The 24,771-nt window shown below is 63.3% G+C and carries 22 protein-coding genes and 1 riboswitch; of the genes, 13 read left to right on the top strand and 9 right to left on the bottom strand.

From position 1 onward, the window contains the following. Position 1: 1 nt before the first annotated feature. Positions 2 to 862, bottom strand: coding sequence for an ABC transporter permease (locus EV686_RS02030; protein WP_132472934.1), 861 nt, complete (start codon positions 860 to 862; stop codon positions 2 to 4). Continuing rightward, positions 859 to 1,800 (bottom strand): ABC transporter permease, encoded by a 942-nt coding sequence (locus tag EV686_RS02025; protein WP_132472932.1) that lies wholly within the window; start codon positions 1,798 to 1,800, stop codon positions 859 to 861. The genes EV686_RS02030 and EV686_RS02025 overlap by 4 nt, the downstream gene beginning before the upstream one ends. Positions 1,801 to 2,096: 296 nt before the next feature. On the opposite strand from EV686_RS02025, the gene EV686_RS02020 reads away from it, so the two are divergent. From EV686_RS02020 to EV686_RS01995, 6 genes are read left to right on the top strand one after another with little or no spacing between them, the layout of a single operon-like run. Then, a complete protein-coding gene (locus tag EV686_RS02020; RefSeq protein WP_132472930.1) occupies positions 2,097 to 2,714 on the top strand; it encodes a helix-turn-helix domain-containing protein in 618 nt (205 codons plus the stop codon). Beyond that, positions 2,711 to 4,294: an ABC transporter substrate-binding protein gene (locus EV686_RS02015; RefSeq protein WP_243650701.1), complete on the top strand. Its 1,584-nt coding sequence runs from the start codon at positions 2,711 to 2,713 to the stop codon at positions 4,292 to 4,294. Before EV686_RS02020 ends, EV686_RS02015 begins: the two co-directional genes overlap by 4 nt. Before the next feature lie 19 nt (positions 4,295 to 4,313). After that, complete coding sequence (locus EV686_RS02010) at positions 4,314 to 5,801, top strand: FAD-dependent oxidoreductase (RefSeq protein ID WP_165972463.1); 1,488 nt, start codon at positions 4,314 to 4,316, stop codon at positions 5,799 to 5,801. Positions 5,802 to 5,810: 9 nt separating this feature from the next. Further along, positions 5,811 to 7,625, top strand: coding sequence for a 2Fe-2S iron-sulfur cluster-binding protein (locus EV686_RS02005; protein WP_132472926.1), 1,815 nt, complete (start codon positions 5,811 to 5,813; stop codon positions 7,623 to 7,625). Beyond that, on the top strand, positions 7,622 to 8,755 hold the full coding sequence (locus EV686_RS02000; protein ID WP_132472924.1) for an NAD(P)/FAD-dependent oxidoreductase: 1,134 nt from the start codon (positions 7,622 to 7,624) through the stop codon (positions 8,753 to 8,755). Before EV686_RS02005 ends, EV686_RS02000 begins: the two co-directional genes overlap by 4 nt. Continuing rightward, complete coding sequence (locus EV686_RS01995; RefSeq protein WP_132472922.1) at positions 8,752 to 9,672, top strand: 2-hydroxyacid dehydrogenase; 921 nt, start codon at positions 8,752 to 8,754, stop codon at positions 9,670 to 9,672. The genes EV686_RS02000 and EV686_RS01995 overlap by 4 nt, the downstream gene beginning before the upstream one ends. A gap of 88 nt (positions 9,673 to 9,760) precedes the next feature. Here EV686_RS01995 and metF read toward each other — a convergent pair whose 3' ends face one another. The 4 genes from metF to EV686_RS01975 all read right to left on the bottom strand — a co-directional run bounded on the left by metF (position 9,761) and on the right by EV686_RS01975 (position 14,894). Then, positions 9,761 to 10,603 (bottom strand): methylenetetrahydrofolate reductase [NAD(P)H], encoded by an 843-nt coding sequence (metF, locus tag EV686_RS01990; protein WP_132472920.1) that lies wholly within the window; start codon positions 10,601 to 10,603, stop codon positions 9,761 to 9,763. Position 10,604: 1 nt separating this feature from the next. After that, on the bottom strand, positions 10,605 to 10,940 hold the full coding sequence (locus EV686_RS01985; protein ID WP_132472918.1) for a phage holin family protein: 336 nt from the start codon (positions 10,938 to 10,940) through the stop codon (positions 10,605 to 10,607). 88 nt (positions 10,941 to 11,028) lie between these two features. After that, entirely contained in the window at positions 11,029 to 12,462 is a 1,434-nt protein-coding gene (gene ahcY / locus EV686_RS01980; protein WP_377747857.1) for an adenosylhomocysteinase, read from the bottom strand. A gap of 77 nt (positions 12,463 to 12,539) precedes the next feature. Beyond that, a riboswitch (S-adenosyl-L-homocysteine riboswitch) is annotated at positions 12,540 to 12,639 on the bottom strand. Positions 12,640 to 12,698: 59 nt separating this feature from the next. Next, a complete protein-coding gene (locus EV686_RS01975; protein WP_132472916.1) occupies positions 12,699 to 14,894 on the bottom strand; it encodes an AsmA family protein in 2,196 nt (731 codons plus the stop codon). Between the two features lie 220 nt (positions 14,895 to 15,114). Here EV686_RS01975 and EV686_RS01970 point away from each other — a divergent pair, with 220 nt between their 5' ends. Both EV686_RS01970 and lhgO read left to right on the top strand, forming a co-directional pair. Next, positions 15,115 to 15,774 (top strand): GntR family transcriptional regulator, encoded by a 660-nt coding sequence (locus tag EV686_RS01970; protein ID WP_132472914.1) that lies wholly within the window; start codon positions 15,115 to 15,117, stop codon positions 15,772 to 15,774. A gap of 20 nt (positions 15,775 to 15,794) precedes the next feature. After that, positions 15,795 to 16,988: an L-2-hydroxyglutarate oxidase gene (gene lhgO, locus EV686_RS01965; protein ID WP_132472912.1), complete on the top strand. Its 1,194-nt coding sequence runs from the start codon at positions 15,795 to 15,797 to the stop codon at positions 16,986 to 16,988. A 148-nt stretch (positions 16,989 to 17,136) separates the two neighbouring features. Here the strand turns inward: lhgO and EV686_RS01960 are convergent, their stop codons facing one another. Together EV686_RS01960 and EV686_RS01955 are read right to left on the bottom strand one after the other, a co-directional pair. Further along, positions 17,137 to 17,910 (bottom strand): maleate cis-trans isomerase family protein, encoded by a 774-nt coding sequence (locus EV686_RS01960; RefSeq protein WP_377747856.1) that lies wholly within the window; start codon positions 17,908 to 17,910, stop codon positions 17,137 to 17,139. Between the two features lie 19 nt (positions 17,911 to 17,929). After that, positions 17,930 to 18,889, bottom strand: coding sequence for a Bug family tripartite tricarboxylate transporter substrate binding protein (locus EV686_RS01955; RefSeq protein WP_132472908.1), 960 nt, complete (start codon positions 18,887 to 18,889; stop codon positions 17,930 to 17,932). A gap of 138 nt (positions 18,890 to 19,027) precedes the next feature. Here EV686_RS01955 and EV686_RS01950 point away from each other — a divergent pair, with 138 nt between their 5' ends. After that, complete coding sequence (locus EV686_RS01950) at positions 19,028 to 19,912, top strand: LysR substrate-binding domain-containing protein (protein WP_132472906.1); 885 nt, start codon at positions 19,028 to 19,030, stop codon at positions 19,910 to 19,912. A gap of 72 nt (positions 19,913 to 19,984) precedes the next feature. Here EV686_RS01950 and metK read toward each other — a convergent pair whose 3' ends face one another. Then, entirely contained in the window at positions 19,985 to 21,148 is a 1,164-nt protein-coding gene (gene metK / locus EV686_RS01945; RefSeq protein ID WP_132472904.1) for a methionine adenosyltransferase, read from the bottom strand. A 259-nt stretch (positions 21,149 to 21,407) separates the two neighbouring features. Here metK and EV686_RS01940 point away from each other — a divergent pair, with 259 nt between their 5' ends. The 4 genes from EV686_RS01940 to EV686_RS01925 are packed head-to-tail and all read left to right on the top strand — an operon-like array spanning position 21,408 to position 24,757. After that, the gene (locus tag EV686_RS01940; protein ID WP_132472902.1) at positions 21,408 to 22,262 is read left to right on the top strand and encodes a lysophospholipid acyltransferase family protein; all 855 of its coding nucleotides are present in this window, start codon (positions 21,408 to 21,410) and stop codon (positions 22,260 to 22,262) included. Further along, positions 22,259 to 23,146 carry a lysophospholipid acyltransferase family protein gene (locus tag EV686_RS01935; protein ID WP_243650700.1) on the top strand — a complete coding sequence of 296 codons (888 nt, stop codon included), beginning with the start codon at positions 22,259 to 22,261 and terminating at the stop codon, positions 23,144 to 23,146. Before EV686_RS01940 ends, EV686_RS01935 begins: the two co-directional genes overlap by 4 nt. 16 nt (positions 23,147 to 23,162) lie before the next feature. Further along, positions 23,163 to 24,080, top strand: coding sequence for a diaminopimelate epimerase (gene dapF, locus EV686_RS01930; protein WP_165972462.1), 918 nt, complete (start codon positions 23,163 to 23,165; stop codon positions 24,078 to 24,080). Continuing rightward, complete coding sequence (locus EV686_RS01925) at positions 24,077 to 24,757, top strand: DUF484 family protein (RefSeq protein ID WP_132472898.1); 681 nt, start codon at positions 24,077 to 24,079, stop codon at positions 24,755 to 24,757. Before dapF ends, EV686_RS01925 begins: the two co-directional genes overlap by 4 nt. The last annotated feature ends 14 nt before the right edge of the window (positions 24,758 to 24,771 follow it).

Genomic DNA, 24,771 nt, shown 5'->3' with positions numbered 1-24,771 from the left:
TTCACTCATGGCGCAGTTTCGGGTCGGTGGCATCGCGCAGGCCATCCCCCAGGAGGTTCAGGGCGATCATGATGATCAATATGGCGATGCTCGGATAGATCACGAGACCGGGAGCGTCCAGCATATTCTCGAAGCCGTCGCGGATCATGCCACCCCACGTAGCAGTGGGCGGACGCACGCCCAGCCCGATGAAGCTCAGCGAAGCCTCGGTCCGGATAGCGGTGGCCAGCCACAGCGAGGCCAGCACCAGGATTTCGTCGAGAATATTGGGCAGCACGTGGACCACCATGATGCGCAGATCCGAATAGCCCAGCGCCCGGCCCGCCTCAATGAAATCGCGCTGTTTGATCGCCAGGGTCGGCGCTCTGGCGATGCGCGCGAACGGCGCAATGGCCGTGAAGGCGATGGCGATGATCAGGTTTCCGGTCGTGGGGCCTAGAACCGCCACGACCAGCAGACCCATTACCAGGCTGGGAAAAGACAACAGCATATCCATGATGGACATGATGATGCGATCGGTGCGTCCGCCGAAATAGCCGGCCAGAATACCCAGCAGCCCTCCGATCAGCATGGCCAGTCCAATTGACGTTACGCCGACGAACAGCGATACGCGCCCGCCCCAGATGATGCGCGACAGTATGTCCCGGCCATAGGTATCGTTGCCCAGCCAATGTTCTTCGGAGGGCCCGGCCATTCTCAGCAGAATATCCTGCTCGTTAGGGTCGTAGGGCGCCAGCCAGGGAGCCAGAATGGCGGCCAGCAGCATCAGCAATGCGACGAAGCCGCCTGCGAACGCGGCTTTGCGGCGCCAGGCCAGCCGCCCGAAGTTGCGCATATATCCTCTCATGGTCATCGCGCTCATTGGTTCCTCACTTTGGGATCGATGATCCCGTACAACAGATCCGTCAGCAGGTTCGCCAGAACAATGAAGAAGGCGTAGATGACAAGCATCGCCTGCAAGGTCGTGTAGTCGCGCGAATTGAGCGCAATGACGATCAGCTTGCCCAGTCCGGGCCGGTTGAACACGATTTCGGTCAGCACCGAATTGCCGATCAGCACACCCAGATAAAGGCCGATGACCGTCACGATGGGAATCAAGGCATTGCGCAGCGTGTGGCGCCAGATCACCATGCGGGCCGGCACTCCCTTGGCTCGCGCCGTCCGGATGTAATCTTCGCTGATGACCGTCAGCATGCTGGAGCGCGTCACGCGCGTGATGTAGGCCACCATGATCAGGCCCAGGTTCAGGGCCGGCAGGACCAGCGCCCGCAATCTCTGGGCCGGATCCGTATAGCTGGCCTCGCTGATGACCGGAAACCAGGGCAGTTCGATGGAAAAAGCCAGCAACAGCAGGATCGCCGAGATGAACGCAGGGAATGAAAGCCCCAGCAGGGAAAAGAAGCGAATCGAGAAATCCACCGACGTATTGCGATACCGCGCAGCAATGACGCCCAGCGGCAAGCCCAGCGCGATACCGATCGCCAGCGCAGCGGCGGTCAGCTCGAGCGTATAGGGCAGCACGCGCCAGACTTCCTTCAGCACCGGCTGATTACTGATCATCGAGCGGCCGAAATCGCCTTGCAGAATATCGCCGACAAAAGACAGGTATTGCCCAATCAGAGGACGATCCAGACCCAGTTGGGCACGCAGTTGCTCGATCGCCTGCTGCGTGGCGTTTTCGCCAAGGATCACGATGGCCGGATCGCCGGGCGCGACGCGCACGATGAAAAAGACGATGGTCAGCACCCCCAGCAAAGTAGGCACCGCCACAAGCAGCCGCTTCAAGGTGTAGAGAAACATCGTCACACCCCGCCCGGCGTACAGGGCCCGGATGGTCCGGGGCCGCTCCTGCCCAAGGCATGCCCATGATGGGCACTCGTCACTCGCTCCATTTGCGTTTTCTCCTGTGGCATTGGGCTTGCTGATGGCCATGAAGGCGCAGGCCATTCATGAACCGGGTTATCGCAACATGCCATGAATACTGCCAGATAAATGAATGCATCGTCAATATGAAATTTTCACTTGCATGATCAAATCATTAATGGAACAATTGTCGCAACCTTGCCCCACGGGCAGTTCGCTTACGGAATTCATGAATGACCACACGCACTGAAGCACGCAGCGTCGCTGATTTATGGCTAGGCCAGCAAATCCGCCAGATCCGAAAAAAACGCGGCCTGTCCATTTCGGAACTGGCCAAACAATGCGGCATGTCGGTCGGACTGATCAGCCAGATTGAACGGGGCATCAGCTCACCTTCGGTGCGCATGCTGCGCCTGCTGTCCGATGCCCTGGACATCAGCAGTTCGAAACTGCTGAAGTTCGGCGACGCGCCCGCCTCCGACGAGAAAGGCATCATTTCGCGCGCCAACAGCCACCCCGCGCTGAACGCACCGGAAAAGGGCATCGAGAAAGTCATCGTCACCCCGCAGCCTTCCGCGGGCATCAACGTCTATCGCGCCTTCATCGAGCCCGGCGGTTCAACCGGCGAGGAGCTATTCACCATCGAGCGCGGCGAACAGGTCGGCCTGGTCCTGTCCGGACAACTCGAGCTTTGGGTCGAAGACAAGAGCTTCACCCTCAATCCCGGCGACAGTTTTCGCTACCACAGCCAGACGCCTCACCGCTGGCGCAATCCAGGCAACACACGCACTGAAGTCATCTGGGTCGTGGCGGCCATGCCGCTGAACCAGGCCCGCATTCCAACAGCATGAACAGGGGTACAGCCATGAAGCCGTCCAAGCTCTGCAGAAACGTTTTGTTCACCGCCATGATCAGCGCCATGCCGCTGGCCTACGGCGCCGCCCAGGCCGCACCGGTAGTTTTGAGCGTAGGCATGGCCGCTTCCGATCTCGGAACACTCGACCCCCACCGGGGTGCAGCGACCCAGGAAAAAATCGTGCTGGCCTGGATTTACAACGGCCTGACGCGCTTCGCCCCCGGCTCCACCGACCTGTCGACCATTGAAGGCGACCTGGCTCAATCCTGGGAAAGCAGCGAAGACAAGAAGACCTGGACCTTCAAGCTGCGCGATGACGTGCAGTTCCACGGGGACTTCGGAAAAGTGACTTCAGAGGACGTCGTATTTTCGCTGCAACGTGCTGCCGATCCCGCCCGCTCCTCATTCTCCTCGGACTTTGCCAACATCGACAAGATAGAGGCAATCGATCCTCTGACCGTACGCATCACGCTCAAGGAAGCTTCCAATGATCTGCCTTATGTCCTGGTAGGCTATCAGGGCGGTTTTATCGTCAGCAAGAAGGCCGTAGAGCAGTTCGGCGACGATTTCCGCGTCAACCCTGTGGGCACCGGACCTTTTGCCTTCGATACCTACCAGGCCAGCCAGTCCGTGAACCTGAAGGCGCACACGGCCTATTTCCGCGGCACGCCGAAAATCGACCGTATCGTCTACCGCTACATCCGCTCCGACGCCAGCCGCGACCTGGCCTATGAATCGGGCGAGCTTGACCTGGTCTATGGCCGCCAGGACCAGCAATGGGCGAACCGCATGGACAAGCGCAATGACACCGTACTCGACATCATCGAGCCGGCCTACCAGGGTTCAGCCTATCTGAACATCTCCCACAAACCGCTGGACGACATCCGCGTTCGCCAGGCCATCTCCCATGCCATCGACACACGCCAGGTCGTCGCCTTCAAGGGAGAAAAGGTCGCTTTCGCACCCACCACCATTTTCCCCATGGCCACCCTGGGCGCCGACCTCGAGGCCAAGCTGCCGCAATATGATCCCGAGAAGGCCAAGGAACTGCTCAAGGAAGCCGGCTTCGGCAACGGCCTGACCATCAAGGCCATCCAGAGCCAGAATATCACCAGCCTGGGGCCAGCACAGATCGTCCAGGCCCAGCTCAAGAAAGTCGGCATCACACTGGACATGGATGTGGTCGAACATGCGACCTACCACCAGCAGATCCGGCAGAATCTGAGCGACATTGTCGTCTACGGCGCCTCGCGCTTCCCGATCGCGGACAACTATCTCAAGGAGTTCTTCCACTCGCGCAGCGCTGTCGGAAAGCCGACAGCCGTGACGAACTTCTCGCACTGCGATGTCGCGGACGCGCAGATCGACGCAGCAGCTAAGGAACTCGATCCGGCCAAGCGCCTGGCGCTGTGGAAGGAAGCCCAGGCAAAGATCATCGAGCACGTCTGCAGCGTTCCATTGTTCGAACAGAAGCTCGTCTGGGCGCGTCGCGATACGCTCGACTACGGCTACCAGCTCGAAGGTTCGCTGTCCTACGGCCCGCTGATCACCGAACAAACGACCCTGAAGAAATAAGTTCATCCGGAGAAGAACCGTGCGCCCCTCGCTGCAAAGCCTTGCCCAGCAAACCTACGACGTCCTCATCGTCGGAGCCGGCATCAATGGCGCTGCAGCGGCGCATGCGGCCGTCCAGCAAGGATATCGCGTCGCCTTGCTGGACGCCGCAGATTACGGTTCGGGCGCCAGCAGCCGATCGAGCCGCCTGCTGCATTGCGGCCTGCGCTACCTGATGCCGGGCGGGCCGCTGACCACGTTCGTCCGGCACCCCGGCCGCTTCCTGGACGTGCTGCGCACAGTCAGGCGATCCATGGCGGTACGCAGCGCCTTCGTGCTCGAACAGCCGGAACGGGCCCGTCCCATCCGCATGCACTATCCTGTCTACCGCGACGGTCCCTATGCTCCCTGGCTGGTCGATGTCGCCTTCGGCCTGCTCGGCGCGCTCAGCGACCGCAAGGTCGCCCTCGACTACAAGCGCACGCCTGCCCGCGAGGCGCTGGCGGGGAACCCCTTCGCGCCCTGGCTGGGCAACAAGGACAAGCTGGCCGCCATCGCATCCTATACGGAATATCAATTCGACTGGCCCGAACGCGTCGTACTCGACTTGGCGCTGGCCGCCAGGCAATTAGGCGCGGCCGTGCGCAACTACACTCGCGTTACCGCAATGCGCCGCCAGCAAGATGGCTGGCTGGTCGACGTATCCGACAGCATTACTGCGCAAACGGCCACGCTGCATGCGCGCGCGATTCTGAATATTGCCGGCACTCAGGTCGATGCCGTCAACGCCTGCGCCGATGTTCCCGTGGGCCGCAAGATCACCGGCACCAAGGGCGCGCACATCATGTTCCGCCTGCCGTCGGCCTGCCGCGGACAAGGCCTGGCATCTGTGTCGTCCGTCGGGCGCCCATTCTATTGCATGCCCTGGCGCGACCTGCATTTCTTCGGCCCTACCGAAACGCTGTACGAGGGCGATCCCGACAAGGCCCATGCCGATACCCAGGACGTCGATTTCCTCTTACGCGAAGCCAACAGCTTGTTTCCTTCGCTCGGCCTCGAACGTTCCGACATCGTCTCGACCTGGGCCGGCGTACGGCCGCTGACCTACGATCCTGCCCTTCCCATGGGACATCGCTCGCGGCGCATCTACGATCAGTCCGACGAAGGCATGCCCGATATGTTCTCGCTGAGCAACGGATCGCTCGGCGCGCACCGGCAGACAGGCAAGGACCTCGTCCAGGCCCTGCGCCAACGTGTCGCACCGTCGGATCCGCCCCAGGCCGGCCCGGCACCCGCCTCGCCCATTCCCGACCTCGCGCAGATCCTTGCCAAGGAGGACGTGGTGTTGCTGGATGACCTCATGACCCGCAGGCTGGGCCTGGCCTGGGATGCAGGCCACGGTCTGGACCAGGCTGCCGGGATCGCCGCCGTAGCGGCGCAATCCTGCGGCTGGGACGCCGCCCGGCAAGCAGAGGAAGTGGCACGCTACGAGGCTCGCACGCGATGCCTGTACGGCGTACGCAGCTAGGGGATCCGCATGACGGAAGCAACGCCCGCCCGCGCCCGCCCACAACTCGTACGGGCCCGCCCACCGTCGACGGCAACCATTCCGTTCCTGTTGAACGGCCTGCAGGTCCATGCGCGCAAAGGCGACACGGTATTGACAGCGCTGCTCACCCAGGCCGGGCACCTGCGCACCAGCGAATTCCTGGCCAGGCCTCGCGCCGGATTTTGCCTGATGGGCGCTTGCCAGGACTGCTGGGTCTCATGCTCTGATGGACGCCGCGTGCGCTCCTGCACGACCTTGATCGAGCCGGGCATGTCGCTGTGCCTGCCGCCCGCCGCGTTTTCCTGTCCTGCCAAGGGCGACACGCCCGTACCCGGCATGGAAGAAACAGGCGGCTGCACACCGCCTCACCCCCTCGGCGACAAACCATGCTTCCCGCAGCAGGATGCCGCGCAGTCTCCGGTGAAGCGCACAATGAATCCGAGGATCATCGTCATCGGGGGAGGCCCCGCCGGCATACGGGCCTGCGAGATTCTGGTCTCCCATGGACTGCAGCCAACGCTCATCGACGAGTCGCCTCGCCCTGGCGGACAAATCTATCGCCAGCCGCCCCAGGGCCGCGAGCGGCCCGCGCGGGCGCTGTACGGTTTCGAGGCCGGCAAGGCCAGGCGTCTGCACGAGACTGCGCAGACCCTGCTGCCTCACATCGACTATCACCCGGAAACCCTGGTCTGGAATGCCGCCCCCGGCATGCTGGATTTGCATGGTCCGCAGGGCATGGCCCGTCAGGCATATACCCATCTCATCCTCGCGACAGGCGCCACCGACCGAATCCTGCCCTTCGAAGGCTGGACCATTCCCGGCGTCTACTCGCTGGGCGGCGCCCAGGTTTCGCTGAAGCATCAGGACTGCCTGGTTGGCAACCGCGTCGCATTCGTCGGCACCGGACCACTGCTCTACCTGGTCGCTTATCAATACGCCAGGCAGGGCGCCCATGTCGCCGGCGTCTTTGACAGCGCCCCCTTTTCCGCCCAGTTGCGCGCTTTGCCAGGCATGTGCCGTAAACCGGCCGTGCTTGCCAAAGGGCTTTATTACCTGGCCTGGCTGCGTGCCCGTGGCATTCCCATCCATACATCTTGCACTCCGGTCCGTGTCGAAGGCAGCGAACATGTGCAAGGATTGCGCGTGCGCCAAGGGTCGCGAGAATGGACGGTGGCGTGCGACGCCGTAGCCACCGGCTACGGCCTGCGCTCGGAAACTCAACTGCCGGACCTGCTCGAATGCGAGTTCGACTACAGCCCGCTGCACCGCGCCTGGCTGCCCCGCCTCGATCCAGCGGGCCGCAGCTCCGTCGCCGGTATCTATCTGGCTGGCGACGGTGCGGGCATTGGCGGCGCCGACATGGCTGAGATTGCCGGCGCCCGGGCGGCGCTGGCGCTGCTGGCCGATATCGGCCGACTTGTCCCTCTACGGCAGGCGCGTTCCCTGGAACGGCGTATCAATCGCTGGCGCGCCTTCCGCCATGCGCTCGAACGCGCCTTTCCGTTTCCCGACTGGCAGGCATGGCCACGTCCCGGACATACCTTGCTCTGTCGCTGCGAGGAAGTCACCTGCGCCCAGGCCGTCGCGGCCCTGCAGATGGACGGCCAGCCCGAGCTCAACCGTATCAAGGCGCTTTGTCGCGTCGGCATGGGCCGCTGCCAGGGCCGCATGTGCAGTTCGGCCGCGGCCGAACTGCTGGCGGCGCAGGGCGATATCGATACGTCCAGCGTTGGGCGCCTGCGCTCCCAGGCGCCCGTCAAACCCATTCCACTGACGGCGCTGGGCGCCGATCCCTCTGCATGAACAGGATCTCTACCACAGCGGCCATCATCGGCGGAGGCCTGATCGGCTGCGCCAGCGCCCTGTTCCTGCGCCGCATGGGTATCGAGACGCTCATCATCGAGCGTGGCAACTGCGGCGCCTGTGCCAGCGGCGTCAATTTCGGCGGCGTGCGCCGGCAAGGCCGCGCTCGCGCGCAATTGCCGCTGGCCATGCGTGCCCATGAGATATGGAGCGAACTGCCGGCCTGGATAGGAACGGACGGCGAATACATGCGATCCGGACATCTCAAACTGGCGCGCAGCCTATCCGACCTGCAGGCGCTGGCCGACTATCGCGACCGCGTCAGCGATTTCGATCTCGGGCTGCAAATACTGGAAGGCGCAGCCTTCCGGCGCCGCTACCCGGAATTCGGCCCCGGAGTCATCGGGGGCTCGCTCTGTCCGGAAGACGGGCAGGCCAACCCCAGGCTGGTGGCGCCGGCATTCGCCCGCGCCGCGCAGTCACTAGGCGCACGCCTGTTGGCGCACACCCGGATCATGGAAGCCGCACCGCGCGCGGGCGGCTTCGCATTGCGCACCGAACAAGGCACATGCATCCATGCCGACTTCGTCGTGAATGCCGCGGGCGCCTGGGGGCATGACATCGCCCGCCTGTTCGACGAAGACCTGCCTCAGACTCCAGGCTACCCGACCATGGCGGTGACCGAGCCCCTGCCCTGCCTGCTGGGCGTCAGCCTGGGCGTCGAGGGCGGCGGCTTCTACGCCCGGCAGGTCGAACGCGGCAATGTCGTGATGGGCGGAGGCTTCGGCGAGTCCGTCGATCACGACTTGCGGGCCCGCCCCGGGCGGGCTCCCATGCAACGCATTGCCGAGCAGGCCGGCGAGATCCTGCCCGCCCTGCGCCATGCCCATCTCATCCGTTTCTGGTCCGGCGTGGAAGGCTACACCCCCGACAAGCAGCCATACCTGGGGCCCAGCACGAAGCATTCCGGCCTGATCCATGCCTTCGGATTTTCCGGAGCCGGATTCCAGATTTCTCCCGCGGCAGGAGAAGCCGTCGCGCAATTGCTGGCACACGGCAGCGCTCCTCTTCTCGATGCCGCTTTCTCTCCTGGCCGCCATACTACGGCCGCTACGAACGCAAAATCATGAGCCTGGTACTGATACGCAAGACCGCCCCCACCGATGCCTGGCTGGCTGCCCTGCATGCCCGCTGCCCGGATCTATCCGTGCACGTCTGGCCGGATACCGGCCCCCGCGAACAGGTCGAATTCGTGCTGACCTGGGCCGCGGATCCGGGCGTCATCGCCGGCTTCCCTAATCTCAAGGCCATTTTCTCGCTGGGAGCCGGAGTGGACCATGTGCTGAACGACCCCACCGTCCCTGCGCACCTGCCCGTCATCAGGATGATCGACCCCTCGCTTACGCAAGGTATGGTCCAGTACGTTACGTTGATGGTCCTGCAGTACCAACGCAGCCTGGCTTTCATGCAAAGCCAGCAACGTGCCGGCCGCTGGATCCGGCCGCAACCCGGTCCGCGCCGGATCGGCATCATGGGCATGGGGGAACTGGGCAGCGCTTGCGCACGATCTCTGGCCGCGCTGGGCTATGACGTCGCAGGCTGGAGCCGCCGTCCCAGGCAGCACAAGGACATCGCCTCCTTCTACGGCGCGGACGGCCTGACTGCCTTCCTGGCGCGTACCGACATCCTGATCAGTCTGCTGCCCTGCACGCCGGAACTGGAGAACATCCTGAACCAACAGACTTTCTCCCAACTGCCGCGTGGCGCCTACCTGATCAACGCCGGCCGCGGTGAACTGCTTGTGGAGGAGGATCTCATCGCCGCTATCGATGCAGGCCAGATGTCCGGCGCCGCGCTTGACGTGTTCCGCACGGAGCCGCTTCCCGACGGCCATCCCTTCTGGACGCATCCGGCCATCCTCGTCACACCGCACATCGCCAGCATGACCTCGCCAGCCACTGCTGTTGAGCACATCGCCGTCAATATCGCCCGCATTCGCGACGGCCTGGTACCTCACGGCCTCGTGGATCGCAAACTGGGTTATTGAACCGCCCCCCTCTCCGGAGGGCGTACCGAAAGACAAAAGCCAGCGGGAAGCATTTCCAGCTGGCCTTTCATACGACAGGCGTCGCGCATTATCGCGGAACGACACGCCCCCACAGCGCCGTTGTCACCTCGGCATTGTTCAGCGTGTAGAAATGCAGTCCGGGAGCGCCGCGTTCCAGCAGCCTCCCGCACAGTTGCGACACGACATCCAGGCCGAAGGCGCGGATGGATGCGCGATCGTCGCCGAAGTCCGCCAGCCGCAGGCGGATCCAGCGCGGGATCTCGGCGCCGCACATGTTCGAAAAGCGTGCCAGCTGCGCATTGTTCGTGATGGGCATGATGCCCGGAATCACCGGAATATCCACCCCCTGGGCTTGCAGGCGGTCGACGAAATCGAAGTAGGCGTCCGCATTGAAGAAGTATTGCGTAATGGCGCTGTCCGCTCCCGCCTTCACCTTGTCGACGAAATGCGCCAGGTCTTCCCTTGCGCTGAGCGACTGCGGATGCATTTCCGGATACGCCGCCACCTCGATGTGGAAGTGGTCGCCGCTGTGCTCCCGGATGAAGGCCACGAGGTCGCGGGCATGACGCATCTCGCCACTGTCGCCGCCCATGCCCGAAGGCAGGTCGCCGCGCAGCGCCACGATGCGGCGCACGCCCTGGGCCCGGTAGCCGTCCAGGAGCTCGGCCAGTTCGGCCTTGGCCGCGCCGATGCACGAAAGGTGCGGCGCGGTGTCGAACCCCAGGTTCTGCATCATGCGCACCGTTTCCACCGTGCCGCTGCGCGTGGAGCCGCCGGCGCCAAAGGTCACGCTGACGTAATCCGGATGCAGCGCCTGCATCTGCTTTGCGCTGCGCACCAGCTTCTCCTGCGCGGCGATGTCCCGCGGCGGGAAAAACTCCAGACTGAACTTCTTGCCACTACTACTCATATCAAGCGATCAACCTCGACAAAAGCCCGGCGACGATGCTGTAGACGAACGCGCCCAGCAAAGCCCACCAGAACCCGTTCACCTGGAATCCCTTCAGGATGGAACCGGCAAACCAGAACACCAGCGCGTTGAGCACCAGCAGGAACAGACCCAGCGTCACGATGGTGATGGGCAGGGTCAGCAGGACCAGCAGGGGCTTGACCAGCGTATTCAGCAGGCCGAGCACCAGAGCCGCGATAAGCGCAGATCCGAACGATGCCACGTTGATGCCGGGCAGCAGATAGGCCACGATCAGCAGCGCCACCGCATTCAGAATCCAGACGAGAAGTAGTTCCATGACTATGCTCCCTTGTTGTTGCCGGAATTGGCACTCCAGCATACAGCGGCCCATGCGGCCGCCGCAATCGCCGGGGGTACTGCATCAATCAATAGCGATAGTGGTCAGGCTTGTAGGGCCCGGCCGCCGGAACGCCGATATAGGCCGCCTGCTCCGCCGACAGCTCGGTCAGGCTCACGCCCAGCTTTTTCAGGTGCAGGCGCGCCACTTTCTCGTCCAGGTGCTTGGGCAGCACGTAGACCTTGCCCGTTTCATAGGCGTCGCCGCGCGTGAACAGCTCGATCTGCGCAATCGTCTGGTTGGTGAAAGAAGCCGACATGACAAACGAAGGGTGGCCCGTGGCGCAGCCCAGGTTCACGAGGCGGCCCTTGGCCAGCAGGATGATGCGCTTGCCATCCGGGAAGATCACGTGATCGACCTGGGGCTTGATCTCTTCCCACTGCAGGCCTTCCAGGCCGGCGACGTCGATTTCGTTGTCGAAGTGACCGATGTTGCAGACGATGGCCTGGTCCTTCATGCGGTCCATGTGGGCGCGCGTAATGACGTTGTAGTTGCCGGTTGCCGTCACGAAGATGTCGCCCTTGTCGGCGGCCTCTTCCATGGTCACGACCTTGTAGCCTTCCATGGAAGCCTGCAATGCGCAGATAGGATCGATTTCCGTGACCCACACCTGGGCGCGCAGCGCGGCCAGCGCCTGCGCGCAACCCTTGCCCACATCGCCGAAACCGCAGACCACGGCAATCTTGCCCGCCACCATGACGTCGGTGGCGCGCTTGATGCCGTCCACCAGGGACTCGCGACAACCATACAGGTTGTCGAACTTGGACTTGGTGACGGAGTCGTTGACGTTGATGGCCGGGAATGCCAGCTCGCCCTTCTGCGACATCTGATACAGACGGTGCACGCCGGTCGTGGTTTCTTCGGTCACGCCCTTGACGGCCTGCAGGCGCACGGAGTACCAGTGCGGATCCGCCGCGAGACGCTCGCGGATGGCGGCGAACAGCACGCGCTCTTCCTCGCTGCCCGGCTTGTCCAGCACGGAGGCGTCCTTTTCCGCCTTTGCGCCCAGGTGCAGCAGCAGCGTGGCATCGCCGCCGTCGTCCAGGATCATGTTGGCATGCTGGCCGTTGGGCCAGTTGAAGATCTCGTGCGTGTACTTCCAGTAGTCTTCCAGCGTTTCGCCCTTGATGGCGAACACGGGCGTGCCGCTGGCGGCGATGGCGGCCGCGGCGTGGTCCTGCGTGGAGAAAATGTTGCACGAGGCCCAGCGGACCTCGGCGCCCAGCGCCTTGAGCGTTTCGATCAGCACGGCAGTCTGGATGGTCATGTGCAGGCTGCCCGCGATGCGCGCGCCCTTCAGGGGCTGCGCCGCGGCATACTCTTCGCGCGTGGCCATCAGGCCGGGCATTTCGGTTTCGGCGATGGCGATCTCGCGACGGCCCCAGCCGGCGAGCGCAATATCGGCGATCTTGTAGTCTGTGTTGTCTGTGGATGCGGAAATGGGTCGGGTCACTGCGGTCATCGTGTCTTTCTCCGGACGGGAACACGCAAATCGAGCGACCGAGCAATACGCCTCACCTCGACCTGCATGAACAGCAAAAGAGGTGAGCGTCGTTGCTGCCGGCGGACATGCTCCGCCGGAAACGGAATCCGAGCCTGGCGGACGCTGTCTGCGCCCGTCGCAACGCTCCTCGGATTCGCTGGAACGGGAGGGATTGTACCAATAACGCGTCAGTCGCGTGAAGAGTTCTCCCCCGGCTAGTTGCCATCGGCGCGTCCCTTGGCCGGCGGCGCCTTGGGCTGTTGGCGCGCCTGTTGCAGCAGCGTGGCGCACTGGTTGTCTTCTTCCCCCGTGCTGGGCGCCACCAGCGCCAGCAGGCCGGCCGCCGGGGTCAGCAACACACCCAGCGCCACGGCGCCCGCCCCGCGCACGGCCAGCGGCAATGCATGCACGCCGGCCTGCGGGTCGCCGAAGGTACCACGCACGTACAGCGGCGAGCGCAAGGAAAATATCCGTACACCCTTGCTTTCAGGCGTGATATCCAGATCCAGTTTTTCGTCCTTGAAATTGACGGCGCCGTCGACCAGCACCAGCGCATTCTCGGTATCCAGCACGAAGACCCTCGGGGTCATCACGCCGCGCTGCATCTTCAGATCGGCCGCGCCGCAGTTGATCTTGACCTCTTCATCTCCGAACAGCTTGCCGACCACGTAGTTGCCCACATTCAGTCCGGCGATCTCCATCAGGGCGCGGCTGATCATGCCGTCGTTGACCAGCAGCTTGGTATCGCCGCTGGCGCCGCCCAGCAACGCAGCCACGGAATTGCCCGTGCCGGTGAGCGCCGTATCGCCGTTCAACTGGCCAAGGGCCTGCTGCATCGACTCCACCTTGGGAAACAACTGCTTCAGGCGCAGGCCGCGCGCCGCGATCTGCGCTTTGCCGGCCATGGGCGTGCTGCCGCCATCGAGCCTCAGTGTGGCATCGATCGTTCCGCCCGCCATGCCGAAACGCAGCGGGTCGAGCGTCAGCAGGCCGTCGTCCATGACCAAATGGACATTCAGCCTGGAAATGGGCAAGGCCTCGTCATAAATGATGCGATCGGCGGTGAGCGTCACGTCGGCATCCATGGCGCGCCAGCGATCAGTGCGGAATTCCTGCGTGGGCAGCACCTTGCCGCCGGCCGGCCGTTTTGCGTCGTTGCCGCCGGATTCGCCCTTGGCCTTGCTTCCGGGCTGAACGCCGACCAGCGGGCCCAGGTCGCGCATGCGCAGCAATCGGGAATCGAGATTGCCGGCGAGCCTGGGACGCGGCTCTTCCGCAGTGAAGGTCAGGTCGCCATGCAGGTCGCTGGCCCCGACTTTGCCGTTGAAATCGCGATAGTGGAACTCGGCGCCGCCGGGCTCCTGCAGACGGGCGACAAGACGGCCGTCGGTAGCATAACGAGGCGTGTCGGGCAGAGTGACCCCGATCAGGGGATACAGGTCGGACATGGTGGCTCCCGACAGTTCCAGCCGCAAGTCCAGCGCCCCCAGATTGGCGGGATCGGTCAGCGTCCCGGCCACGGCGATGCGCGTATTGCCTATCGCAACATCGGCCTGCAGGGGAAACGGCTGCCCGGGGTCGCGAATTGCCAGCATGCCGCCGATCTTGCCCTCGCCGCGCAGCGACAAGTTCTTGTAGCGTCCTTTTACATTCCAGCCGAATACATAGTCGGGAGGAGATGCGCCCATCTTGTCCGGCTGAGATGCCTGTGCCTGCCGCGCACCCGAGCCAGGAGCCGGCGAAGCACCGACTGGTTTGTCGTCGGGAGCCGGCTTGTCGGCTACTGGCTTTTCTGTCGGAGACGGTTCCTGGCCGTCCGGCTGGCCGGCGATCTCGGCAAAGGGTACAGGCTTGCCCAGCGAATCGATTTGCGCCTCGATGTCGGCATGCAATGTTTCGTCACGGAATTTCACCTGTCCCTGATCGAAGCCGATCTGGTCGATGCTCACCTCCCAGGGTGAAGGCTCGCCGCTTTCGGGCAGCGTGAACACCCAGTTGGCGCGCCCGTCTTTGAGGCGCTGCAGATTGGCGGCGGGGCCGGTCAGTTGAATCTCGCGGATGACCACATGCTGATCCAGCAGAGGCAAGGGCGACAGGCTGAATTCGGCCCGCTCGAGCGTGGCCATCTGAGGCGCTTCGGCCCACTCGGGATTGCCGATGGTCACGCCCTCCATGCCAATGCGCGGCCAGGGCACCCAGCCGCGCCAGCCGGATTCATCCGCCGGACGCCGCCACCGCACGGTCAGATCGCCATTGATGGCGAACGGCCGGCCGATGGCGGCCGAGACACGCTCATTGATGGTGGGCTTGAGCCGATTCCAGTCGAATAGCGCAATCACCGCCACCATGACCGCCAACACCAGAATAAGGACGCCTGCAAATCCGATCAGTATTTTCTTCGCATGTGTCATGGCCGCTGCTCCTTTGCCGGGCCATGCCCGATGTCCCGGCCTGCGTCTTGTTATTAGGGTATGCGCGAATATGGCTATCGCTGATAAGTAAATATGTGCGGATTTTTCCAAATAAGGAAAAATCCGCACACGAAGCAATTATTAATGATATTATTAATAAAACCCACCCAATACACAACACTGCACACGCCAGACCGCGCACATAGAGAACCGGCACACCATGAAGCACGACAGCGGAAATCATGCCACGCTGGCCTCGATCGTCGGCAGCCTGGAAGCCGACATTATTTTCGGGCGCCTGCGCCCGCATCAGGAACTGGTCGAAGACACGCTCATGGCGCGATTCGATGCCAAGCGGCACGTAGTACGCTCCGCCATCCAGGCGCTGGTGGACCGCCATATCGTCATCAAGCCGCGGGCGCGCTCCGCCCGCGTGAAGGATTTCACGCCGCGCGAAGTGGACGAGCTGTACGCCATGCGCGCACTGCTGCAGCGCGAAGCCGTCAATCTCATGCCGTTTCCCGTCGACGGTGCGGCATTGCAGGCCCTGCGGGCACTGCATGAGGAATATGCCGAAGCCGCGCTGGGCGGTGCGGATCCCTTGCAGATCCATCAACTGAACGACCGCTTTCACCAGCAGTTGTTCGCCCTGTGCGGCAACGAGACCTTGTGCAAGGCGATCTCCTTCTACACTGAAGCCACGAATCCCATCCGCTCCTACGGCATCACCGACAAAGCATGGCTGACCCAGGCAATCGGCGAACACGCCGCCATGCTCGACGCCATGGAAACCCAGAACCGCGCGACCCTGGCAGACCTGGTCGTGCAACACATGCAACCTACCCGCCTACGCTGGGAATCCCTGCACGGCGCCGCCTGACCAACCTGAACACTTCCATCATGGCAAACACTACCTACGACTATCTGATCATCGGCGCGGGCATCGTCGGCGCCGGCCTGGCCGCTGAAATCGTCCAGCGCAAGCCCGGCGCGCGCGTGCTGGTGGCGGAAAAAGAATCCCGCGCCGCCTTCCACCAGACGGGCCGCAACAGCGGCGTGGTGCACTCGGGCGTCTATTACACGCCTGGCAGCCTCAAGACGCGCTTCTGCCGCGAAGGCCTGGGGCGCCTGAAAGCCATGTGCGAAGCGCGCGGCATCGGCTACGAAACCCGTGGCAAGCTGCTGGTCGCCACCAACGATCTGGAAGAATCCCGGCTGGCGGGGCTGGAAGAGCGCGCCGCGCAGAACGGCGTCCATGCCGAGCGCCTGGACCTGGGCGCCTTGCGCAAGCTCGAACCCGCCATCACGGGCCAGGCCGCGCTGCGCATTCCCGAGACAGCCATCATCGACTACACCGGCGTCACAAACGCCCTGCTGAGCGATGTGGAAAACGCCGGCGGCACTGTGCGCATGAACGCGCCCGTAACGCATATCGCGCAGTCCGGTTCTTCCTATCGCGTCACGGTGGGCGGCGAAACCGTCGAGGCGGGCCGCGTCATCGCCTGCACAGGGCTGGCGTCGGACCGCGTGGCCAAAATGATGGGCATCGATCCGGAGATACGCATCCTGCCGTTTCGCGGAGAGTACTTCGTGCTGCCCGCCGCGCTGAACCAGGTCGTCAGCCACCTGATCTATCCCGTGCCTGATCCGAAACTGCCCTTCCTCGGCGTGCACCTGACGCCGATGATCGACGGCACCATCACGGTCGGCCCCAACGCCGTCCTGGCGCTCGCGCGCGAGAAATACACGCGCTTCAGCGTCGACCCGCGCGACGCCATCGATACGCTGACTTATCCCGGCCTCTGGAAAATGCTGGCGCGCCATCCGGGCGCCACCTGGAGCGAGCTGAAGGGCTCGCTTTCCAAGCGCATCTACCTGGAAGCCGTGCGCAAGTATTGCCCGCAGATCCAGCTGCCCGACCTGAGCATCTACCGCAGCGCCAACCGCGCGCAGGCCGTGCGTCCGGACGGCACGCTGGTCGACGACTTCCTGATCAAGTCCAAGGACGGCATCACCGCCATCCTTAATGCCCCGTCGCCCGCGGCAACCTGCGGCCTGCCTATTGCTGCGTATATCGCGGATCAGATTTTGTAGGTCCCGCCTGCGGCGGCGCAGCACCAGGCTACAGTTCGCCAAAGTAAAACGCCAACCCGTCGCAGGTTGGCATTTTGGCGTCTTCTCTTGCCCCAAAGGCCTGGCATCATCGCCGCCTGGACCGTGGCTTTCCAGGCGGATAAGGCCCTCAATAGCGTCCGGACAGCAAAGCCCCCGCATCCGGCACCCGGCGCTCCAGCCCAAGCGCCTCGAGCATGGAATAAACCGTTGCAATGGCAGCCGTGAGGACCGGAATACCGTAGCGATCCTCCACCGCCTGCACCGATGCCAGCGACGGCATCTGCACGCAAGCAGACAGGACAATGGCGTCCACGCCCGTCGTATCCAGCCTGTCCACATGCCGCGCCGGCGCCATCGGATCCTGCCGCCCCACCTCCAGGTTGTCGGCAATCTCCAGAGAAAGGCTGTCATGTACGGCAATGCCTTCATGCTCGATGTAATCGACCACACGTTGCGTCAATGGCTTCATGTATGGCGTCAGGATGGAAACCTTTTTCGCGCCCAGACGCTCCAGCCCGCGAACCAGGGCGCCTGCGCTGGACACCACTGGCGCCGGCGCGCCATTGGACCGGGTGACCTCATGCAGCCTGGTTTCGGACACGCAGTGATAGCCCAGTCCCTGGCTCATAATGGCTACCAGGCAGGCGTATCCCAACACATCCACGCGGGCATCCGACAGCTCCAGCGCACAACGATCCGAATCCCGATCCATGGCCGCCAACTCCTCCGCCGTGACCTTCTTCATCCTCATGCGGCTGGAATGAAAGGTGAAGCGCTCACGGGGAAACTGCGTTTGGCGCGCCAACAGCATGGCGGGGATTTCCGTTTCCATCGTCGTGTTGGAACTGGGTACGATCTGTCCAATACGGAATGCCTGATCTGCCTGGGTATTCATATCCATATCTACTCCTGAAAACAATTCACTCTGCCTGAATGCCTGCCGCCTCGATTGTCTTGGCCCAATATGCCAGTTCTTCGTCGACACGCGCCTGCAGCACATCCGTCGCTTCAAAACGCGCTTCAATACCAGCGCCTGCAGCCCGCTCCTGTACTGCGGGATCATTCACCGCGGTTTCCAGGGCGGCCGACAACTGCCGCAACACATCCGCAGGCGTATCTCGCGGAGCAAAAATGCCGACCCAGGCGTTCAGGGAGAACTCAGGCAGACCAGCTTCCGCCGTCGTGGGAACCTCCGGCAGCATGGGATGGCGCTTGTCGCTCGCCACCGCCAGCCCCTTGAGCTGGCCGCCCTGGACATAGCCCATGACGGACGGCGGTGTCGTAATGAATATCTGCACATTGCCCGCCACGACATCCTGGATGGCCGCGCCGGATCCGCGATACGGGATATGGGTGATGTTCGTTCCCGTCTGCTGCTTGAAGATTTCCGTACCGATATGGGACAGGGAGCCGACACCTTGCGACGCGTAGTTCACTTCGGCAGAACCTTCCTTCAGATACTTGATCAGATCCTGCAGCGTATCCCCGGGAATGGAGGGGTGCACGGCAACGACATTGGTAGAAACCGTTACCAGCCCCACCGGCACAAAATCGGCCGGCGCCCATGGCAGGTTCTTGGTCAGGGCGGGATTGCCGACATGATAGGCGGAATAGGAAACCAGCAGGGTATGGCCGTCGGGCCGCGCCTTGGCGACATGACGGTAAGCAATGTTGCCGCTGCCGCCATCCTTGTTCTCCACGACTACGGTGCCGCCCAGCGCCTTGCCGAACAGATCGCTGACCAGCCTCGCCGAAGTATCCACCAAGCCGCCGGGTGGATTGGGCACGACCATGGATACAGGCTGCGAGGGAAAACTGCTTGCATGAACAGCACTGGAGACCAGTGTGGACAGCAAAAGGAATTTCAGATGTTTGCGCATTACTTATGTCTCCTGTGGCGGATGGTGGTGAATCTCCTGCAACAAGGACATTATTGATGGCCGTAGCAATATGTTCCAATATTGAATTAATCTTGATCAATATCTTTTACGAATACATTCACAACAGGATCAGGCATCATGGAACTGCGTCAACTGCGTTATTTCTCCGTCCTGGCTGAAGAGCTCAATTTCACCCGGGCCGCCGAACGCCTGAATATCTCCCAGCCGCCGCTGAGCGTGCAGATTTCCCAACTGGAAGACGAGCTGCAGGTGCAGTTGTTCACACGCTCCAGCCGGAAGGTCGAACTAACAGAAGCCGGACGCACTTTCCAGCGCACCATTGCCAATGTCTTCGGTCATTTGCACGATGCCATCATTCGTACGCAGGAGGTCGAGCAGGGCATCGCGGGCCATATCGATATCGGATTGTCCGGCTCGCATTTTCTCAGTCCCCTGCCCGGCCTGATCCATCAATATCTCCGGCGATCGCCCGATATCGCCATTGCCCTGCACGAGATGCAGCCCGCACAACAACTGGAAGCACTGAGAAGAGGCCGCCTGGACGTCAGCATATCCCGCACAGAGGTCAACGACGACACGCTGTTCAGCACACTGCTCTGGAGAGACCCGGTCGTGGCGGCGCTTCCACACGGACATCCTTTATCCGATAAAAAACCGCTGGTGCTGGACGACCTGCGGAACGCGGCTTTTGTCATGCTGAAGCCGGAAACCTCAGGCTTTGCGCAGCGGCTATACAGTGCCTGCCTGAGCGCGGGATTCGCGCCGAATGTCTCTCAGCACATCGCCGAAGTTCCCGCTCAACTGAGCCTGGTTGCCGCCGGGCTGGGCGTGGCGCTGGTACCGGAATCCACTTGCCAGCAGCCGGAAGGATTTGTCGTCCGCAAGCTGAAAGGCCGCATCCCCAACGGCGATGTCTATGCCGTTCGGCGGCAGGGGGAACCGCAGGTCACGGCCGTGGATCATTTCCTGCAATATATGAAAAATGCCAGCACCCCAGTCTGAACAAAGCGGCCAAAGAAAAACGCCGATCCTTATGAGATCGGCGTTTTTCTATCGGGCCTCAAAGGCCTGGCGTCATACCGCAGCCTTGAGCGCAGCCGCCTTGTCCGTCGCTTCCCAGGTGAACTCGGGCTCGGGACGGCCGAAGTGGCCGTAGGCTGCCGTCTTCTCATAGATCGGGCGCAGCAGGTCGAGCATGTTGATGATGCCCTTGGGACGCAGGTCGAAGTGCTCATGCACCAGCGCGGCGATCTGCTCGTCGGGAATGACGCCAGTGCCTTCCGTGTACACCGTGATGTTGATGGGCTCGGCCACGCCGATGGCGTAGCTGACCTGCACCTGGCATTGGCGCGCCAGGCCCGCGGCCACAATGTTCTTGGCGACATAGCGCGCGGCATAGGCGGCCGAGCGGTCTACCTTGGACGGATCCTTGCCCGAGAAAGCGCCGCCGCCGTGCGGGCATGCGCCGCCGTAGGTATCGACGATGATCTTGCGCCCGGTCAGGCCGCAATCGCCCTGCGGGCCGCCGATGATGAACTTGCCGGTGGGGTTGACCAGATAGCGCGTCTTGGCGGTCAGCAGGCCTTCCGGGAAGCTGGGCTTGATGATCTCGGACACAACGGCTTCATGGATATCGTCCTGCGACACATCGGGCGCATGCTGGGTGGACAACACGACGGTGTCCACTTCGACCGGCTTGCCGTCGACATAGCGGAAGGTGACCTGGGACTTGGCATCGGGACGCAGCCAGGGCAAGCGGCCGTCCTTGCGCAGCTCGCTCTGGCGCTGCACCAGGCGGTGCGCGTACCAGATGGGGGCAGGCATGAGGTCGGGGGTTTCGTCGCAGGCATAGCCGAACATCAGGCCCTGGTCGCCGGCGCCCTGGTTTAGGATTTCCTCGGGCGAGCGGTCCACGCCCTGGGCGATGTCGGGAGACTGCTTGTCGTAGGCGACCAGCACCGCGCAGCCCTTGTAGTCGATGCCGTATTCGGTATTGTCGTATCCGATGCGGCGGATGGTGTCGCGCGCCACCTGGATGTAGTCCACGTTGGCCGTGGTGGAGATTTCACCGGCGAGCACGACCAAGCCGGTATTGCACAGCGTTTCGGCTGCGACGCGCGCGTTGGGATCCTGGGTAAAGATGGCGTCGAGGACAGCGTCGGAAATCTGGTCCGCGACTTTGTCGGGATGGCCTTCGGAAACGGATTCCGAGGTAAAGAGAAAATCGTTGTTTGCCACAGCGGTACGTCCTATGAACAGCCGGTGCTACCGGCGTCGAGGTTGAACGGAACGCGTTGCACCTCGGACAGTCACAGCTATGTGGTCAATCTGGGCGCGACGCTTTAGCGGTTTTTTTCGGTACCCCCCCCAAGGGGAATGCCCATCGCTCCGCAAGTTGTCGGTTAACTCAGCGATGAACGCCATTTTAGGCGAAAATACGGCCTTGTGTCCTGACTCGCATCCAACTCCACTTTCATCGAAGGGTATTCATATCGTCATGTTGCTGGCCGTTTCCCGTCTGCTGGCTGCGCTTCCGCTGTCTTTCCTGCAAAACGCCGGACGCCTGATCGGGCGGATCGTCTACCGTTTTCCAGGCAAGTACCGCAACCGGCTGCAGGCCAATATGCGCCAGGCTGGCTATACCGACACGGCCCTGATGCGCAGGGCTGCCGCCGAGGCCGGCGCAATGATGAGCGAAATACCCAAGATCTGGATGCGCACGGAAGACGTCCTGTCCAAGACCGTCGTCAGCGGCGATACGGAGGTGATACCTCAAGCACTGGCCGAAGGCAGGGGCGTCATCTACCTGACTCCGCACCTGGGCGGCTTTGAAATCACTCCTCGGTATCTGCTGCGGTACGGGCCCATCACCGTCATGTTCCGCCCTCCCCGCAAGGCCATCCTGGAACCCCTCATCACAAGCTCGCGCAAGATGCCTGGCCTGCGGACCGTGCCCACCAACATGCAAGGCGTGCGCGAGTTCGTCCGCGCCCTCAAGCGCGGCGAGGCCATCGGCATGCTGCCGGACCAGGTCCCGGGCGAAGGCGATGGCGTATGGGCCCCCATGTTCGGCCGCCACGCCCTGACCATGACGCTTGCGGGCAAACTGGCGCGGCAAACCAACGCCGTCCTCATCATCATGGCGAGCGAACGGTTGCCCAAGGGCCAGGGCTGGCGCATACACATCAACCGTGTGCCCGACCCGCTGCCTGAAAACCCCGTTGAAATGGCCACACTGATCAATCAGTCCATGGAAACCATGATCCGCAGATTTCCCGAACAGTACCTATGGGGCTACAACCGCTACAAGTCGCGCGACGACGCCCCTCCTCGCCCGGAGGACGCGCAGTGAGCAAGACCCTGTCGCTGCTGCGCGCCGTCTTCGGCCACTTCGGACGCATCTCCACTCCCGCGCGGCTGCGCTGGGGCGCCGCACTCGGCTGGCTGGCCCCTCGCCTGATGCGCTCCCGCGCCCACATCGTGCGCACCAATCTCGGCCTGTGCTTCCCCGAGCTTACGCCGGAGCAGCGCGAACACCAGTTCCGCCGCCACTTCCGCCTGCTGGGACAGTCGGTGGTCGATCGCGGGCTATGCTGGTTCGGGACGCGCGAACGCATCATGGACACAGTGCAAATCGAAGGATTGGAACACCTGGACCGCCTGATGGCGGAGCAGCGCCCCATCCTGATGCTGGCCCCCCATTTCATCGGACTGGATGCCTCCGCCACCCGCCTGACACTGCACCTGCGCGAATCGGCCACGCTGTACACGCGCCAGCGCAATCCCGATGTGGACCGACTGGTGCGCGAGGGGCGCGGGCGCTTCAACACCGTGCACCTGGTCAGCCGGCACGATGGCGTGCGCGGCCTGATCCGCCACCTGCGCGCAGGCATCCCCACGTATTACCTGCCCGACATGGATTTCGGCGAAAAAGGCGCGGCCTACGTGCCTTTCTTCGGCGTTCCCGCGGCCACGCTGCTGACCACGGCGCAGATCGCGCGCGCCCGGGATGCCGCCGTCGTGCCCATCGTCAGCCGGCTGGACCTGGAGACCGGCAAGTACCATGTCTCGGTACTGCCTCCCATGGAAAACTTCCCCGGCAACGACGACAACGAAGCCGCCACGCATCGCGTCAACCGATTGATCGAAGACCACGTCAGGCCCGATCCCGCCCAATACTATTGGGTGCATCGCCGCTTCAAGACGCGTCCCGCCGGCGAACCCGGCGTTTACTGAGTCCCGGACACACCGCATGCATACGCTCTCCTCTCCGCCCCCGGGCGCCTGGCGCTTTGCCAAGATGCACGGCGCAGGCAACGACTTCGTCGTCCTGGACGCAGTCAGCCAGCCCATCGAACTGACGCCGGAACTGGCGCGGCGGCTGGCCGACCGCCACTTCGGCATCGGCGCCGACCAGATCCTCATCGTCGAGAATCCGATGCACCCCGAGGCCGACTTCCGCTACCGCATCTTCAATGCGGACGGCGGCGAGGTCGAGCACTGCGGCAACGGCGCGCGCTGCTTCGCCCGCTTCGTCCGCGAGCAGGGTCTGTCACGCCGCAATCCGCTGCGCGCTGAAATCTGCACAGGCCTGCTCACGCTGACACTGGAGGACTCCGGCGAAGTCAGCGTCGACATGGGCCAGGTCTCGTTCGAGCCCGGCAGCCTGCCGTTCGACCCCGACGGCCTGGCCTCGCGCCGGCAGGGCGACGCCACGATCTGGCAACTGCCGCTCGACGGCCTGCCCACCGTGGAGTTCGCCGCGCTGGCAATCTCCAATCCGCACGCGGTGCTCATCGTGGATGACGTAGCCACGGCGCCCGTCGGCACGCTTGGCCCGGCCATCACGCACCATCCGCGCTTCGCCAACGAGGTGAACACAGGCTTCCTGCAAGTGGTGGACCGCCACAACGCCCGCCTGCGCGTGTACGAGCGCGGCGCGGGAGAAACCCTTGCCTGCGGCACCGGCGCATGCGCCGCCGCCATCACAGGCATCCGCATGGGCCTGCTGGACAGCCCGGTCAAGGTGCAAACCCGCGGAGGATGCCTTACCATCGCATGGAATGAAACCGGCCTGCGCATGAGCGGGCCCGCCACTACCGTATTCCAGGGCTGGATCGACCCGCACGCTCTGGTCCGCCCAACCGAATTCAAGGATATCGCCGCATGAGCACCGAACCGCAACAACTCACCGCCGATGACGTCGCCCTGTTCCTGACGCAGAACCCCGAGTTCTTCCAGCAGCATGCCGATGTGTTCGCCAATCTGCGCGTGCCGCATCCGAACGAAACCCGTGCCATCTCCCTGGGCGAGCGCCAAATCATGACGCTGCGCTCGCGCGCCAAGGAGCTGGAGTGGCGGCTGGCCGGCCTGGTCCACAATGCCAAAGGCAACGAAAAGATCAATCACACGCTGACGGCATGGTGCGCGCGCATGCTGGCCGAGACCGACGCCACACGACTGCCTCAGCAGATCGTCGACAGCCTGCGCCAGTTGTTCGAGCTGCCCGACGTCGCCCTGCGCGTATGGGACACGGCAAGCCTGCCCGACGATACCTGGACGGCGGATATCACCGACAGCACTCGCACCTACGCCGCCAGCCTGTCCTCCCCCTATTGCGGCCCGCTGAAAGACCATGAAGCCGCCGGCTGGCTGTCGGCTGCGCCGGCATCGCTCGCCATCATCCCCCTGTCCACCGCAGGCCAGCCGCCCTTCGGCCTGCTGGTGCTGGGCTCGGACGATGCCGAGCGCTTCACCAGCGACATGGGGACCGCATTCCTGGTCACCATCGGCGAACTGAGCAGCGCCGCCCTCAGCCGTCTGGGCTTCTCCCCCGCGGCCGCCTGAACGGAACCCTGAAG

It is taken from the genome of Paracandidimonas soli (assembly GCF_004342005.1).
In the GTDB taxonomy this organism is placed as follows: domain Bacteria; phylum Pseudomonadota; class Gammaproteobacteria; order Burkholderiales; family Burkholderiaceae_B; genus Paracandidimonas; species Paracandidimonas soli.
Note: the sequence above shows the minus strand (reverse complement) of the source record. Positions and strands in the feature narration are given on the sequence as shown.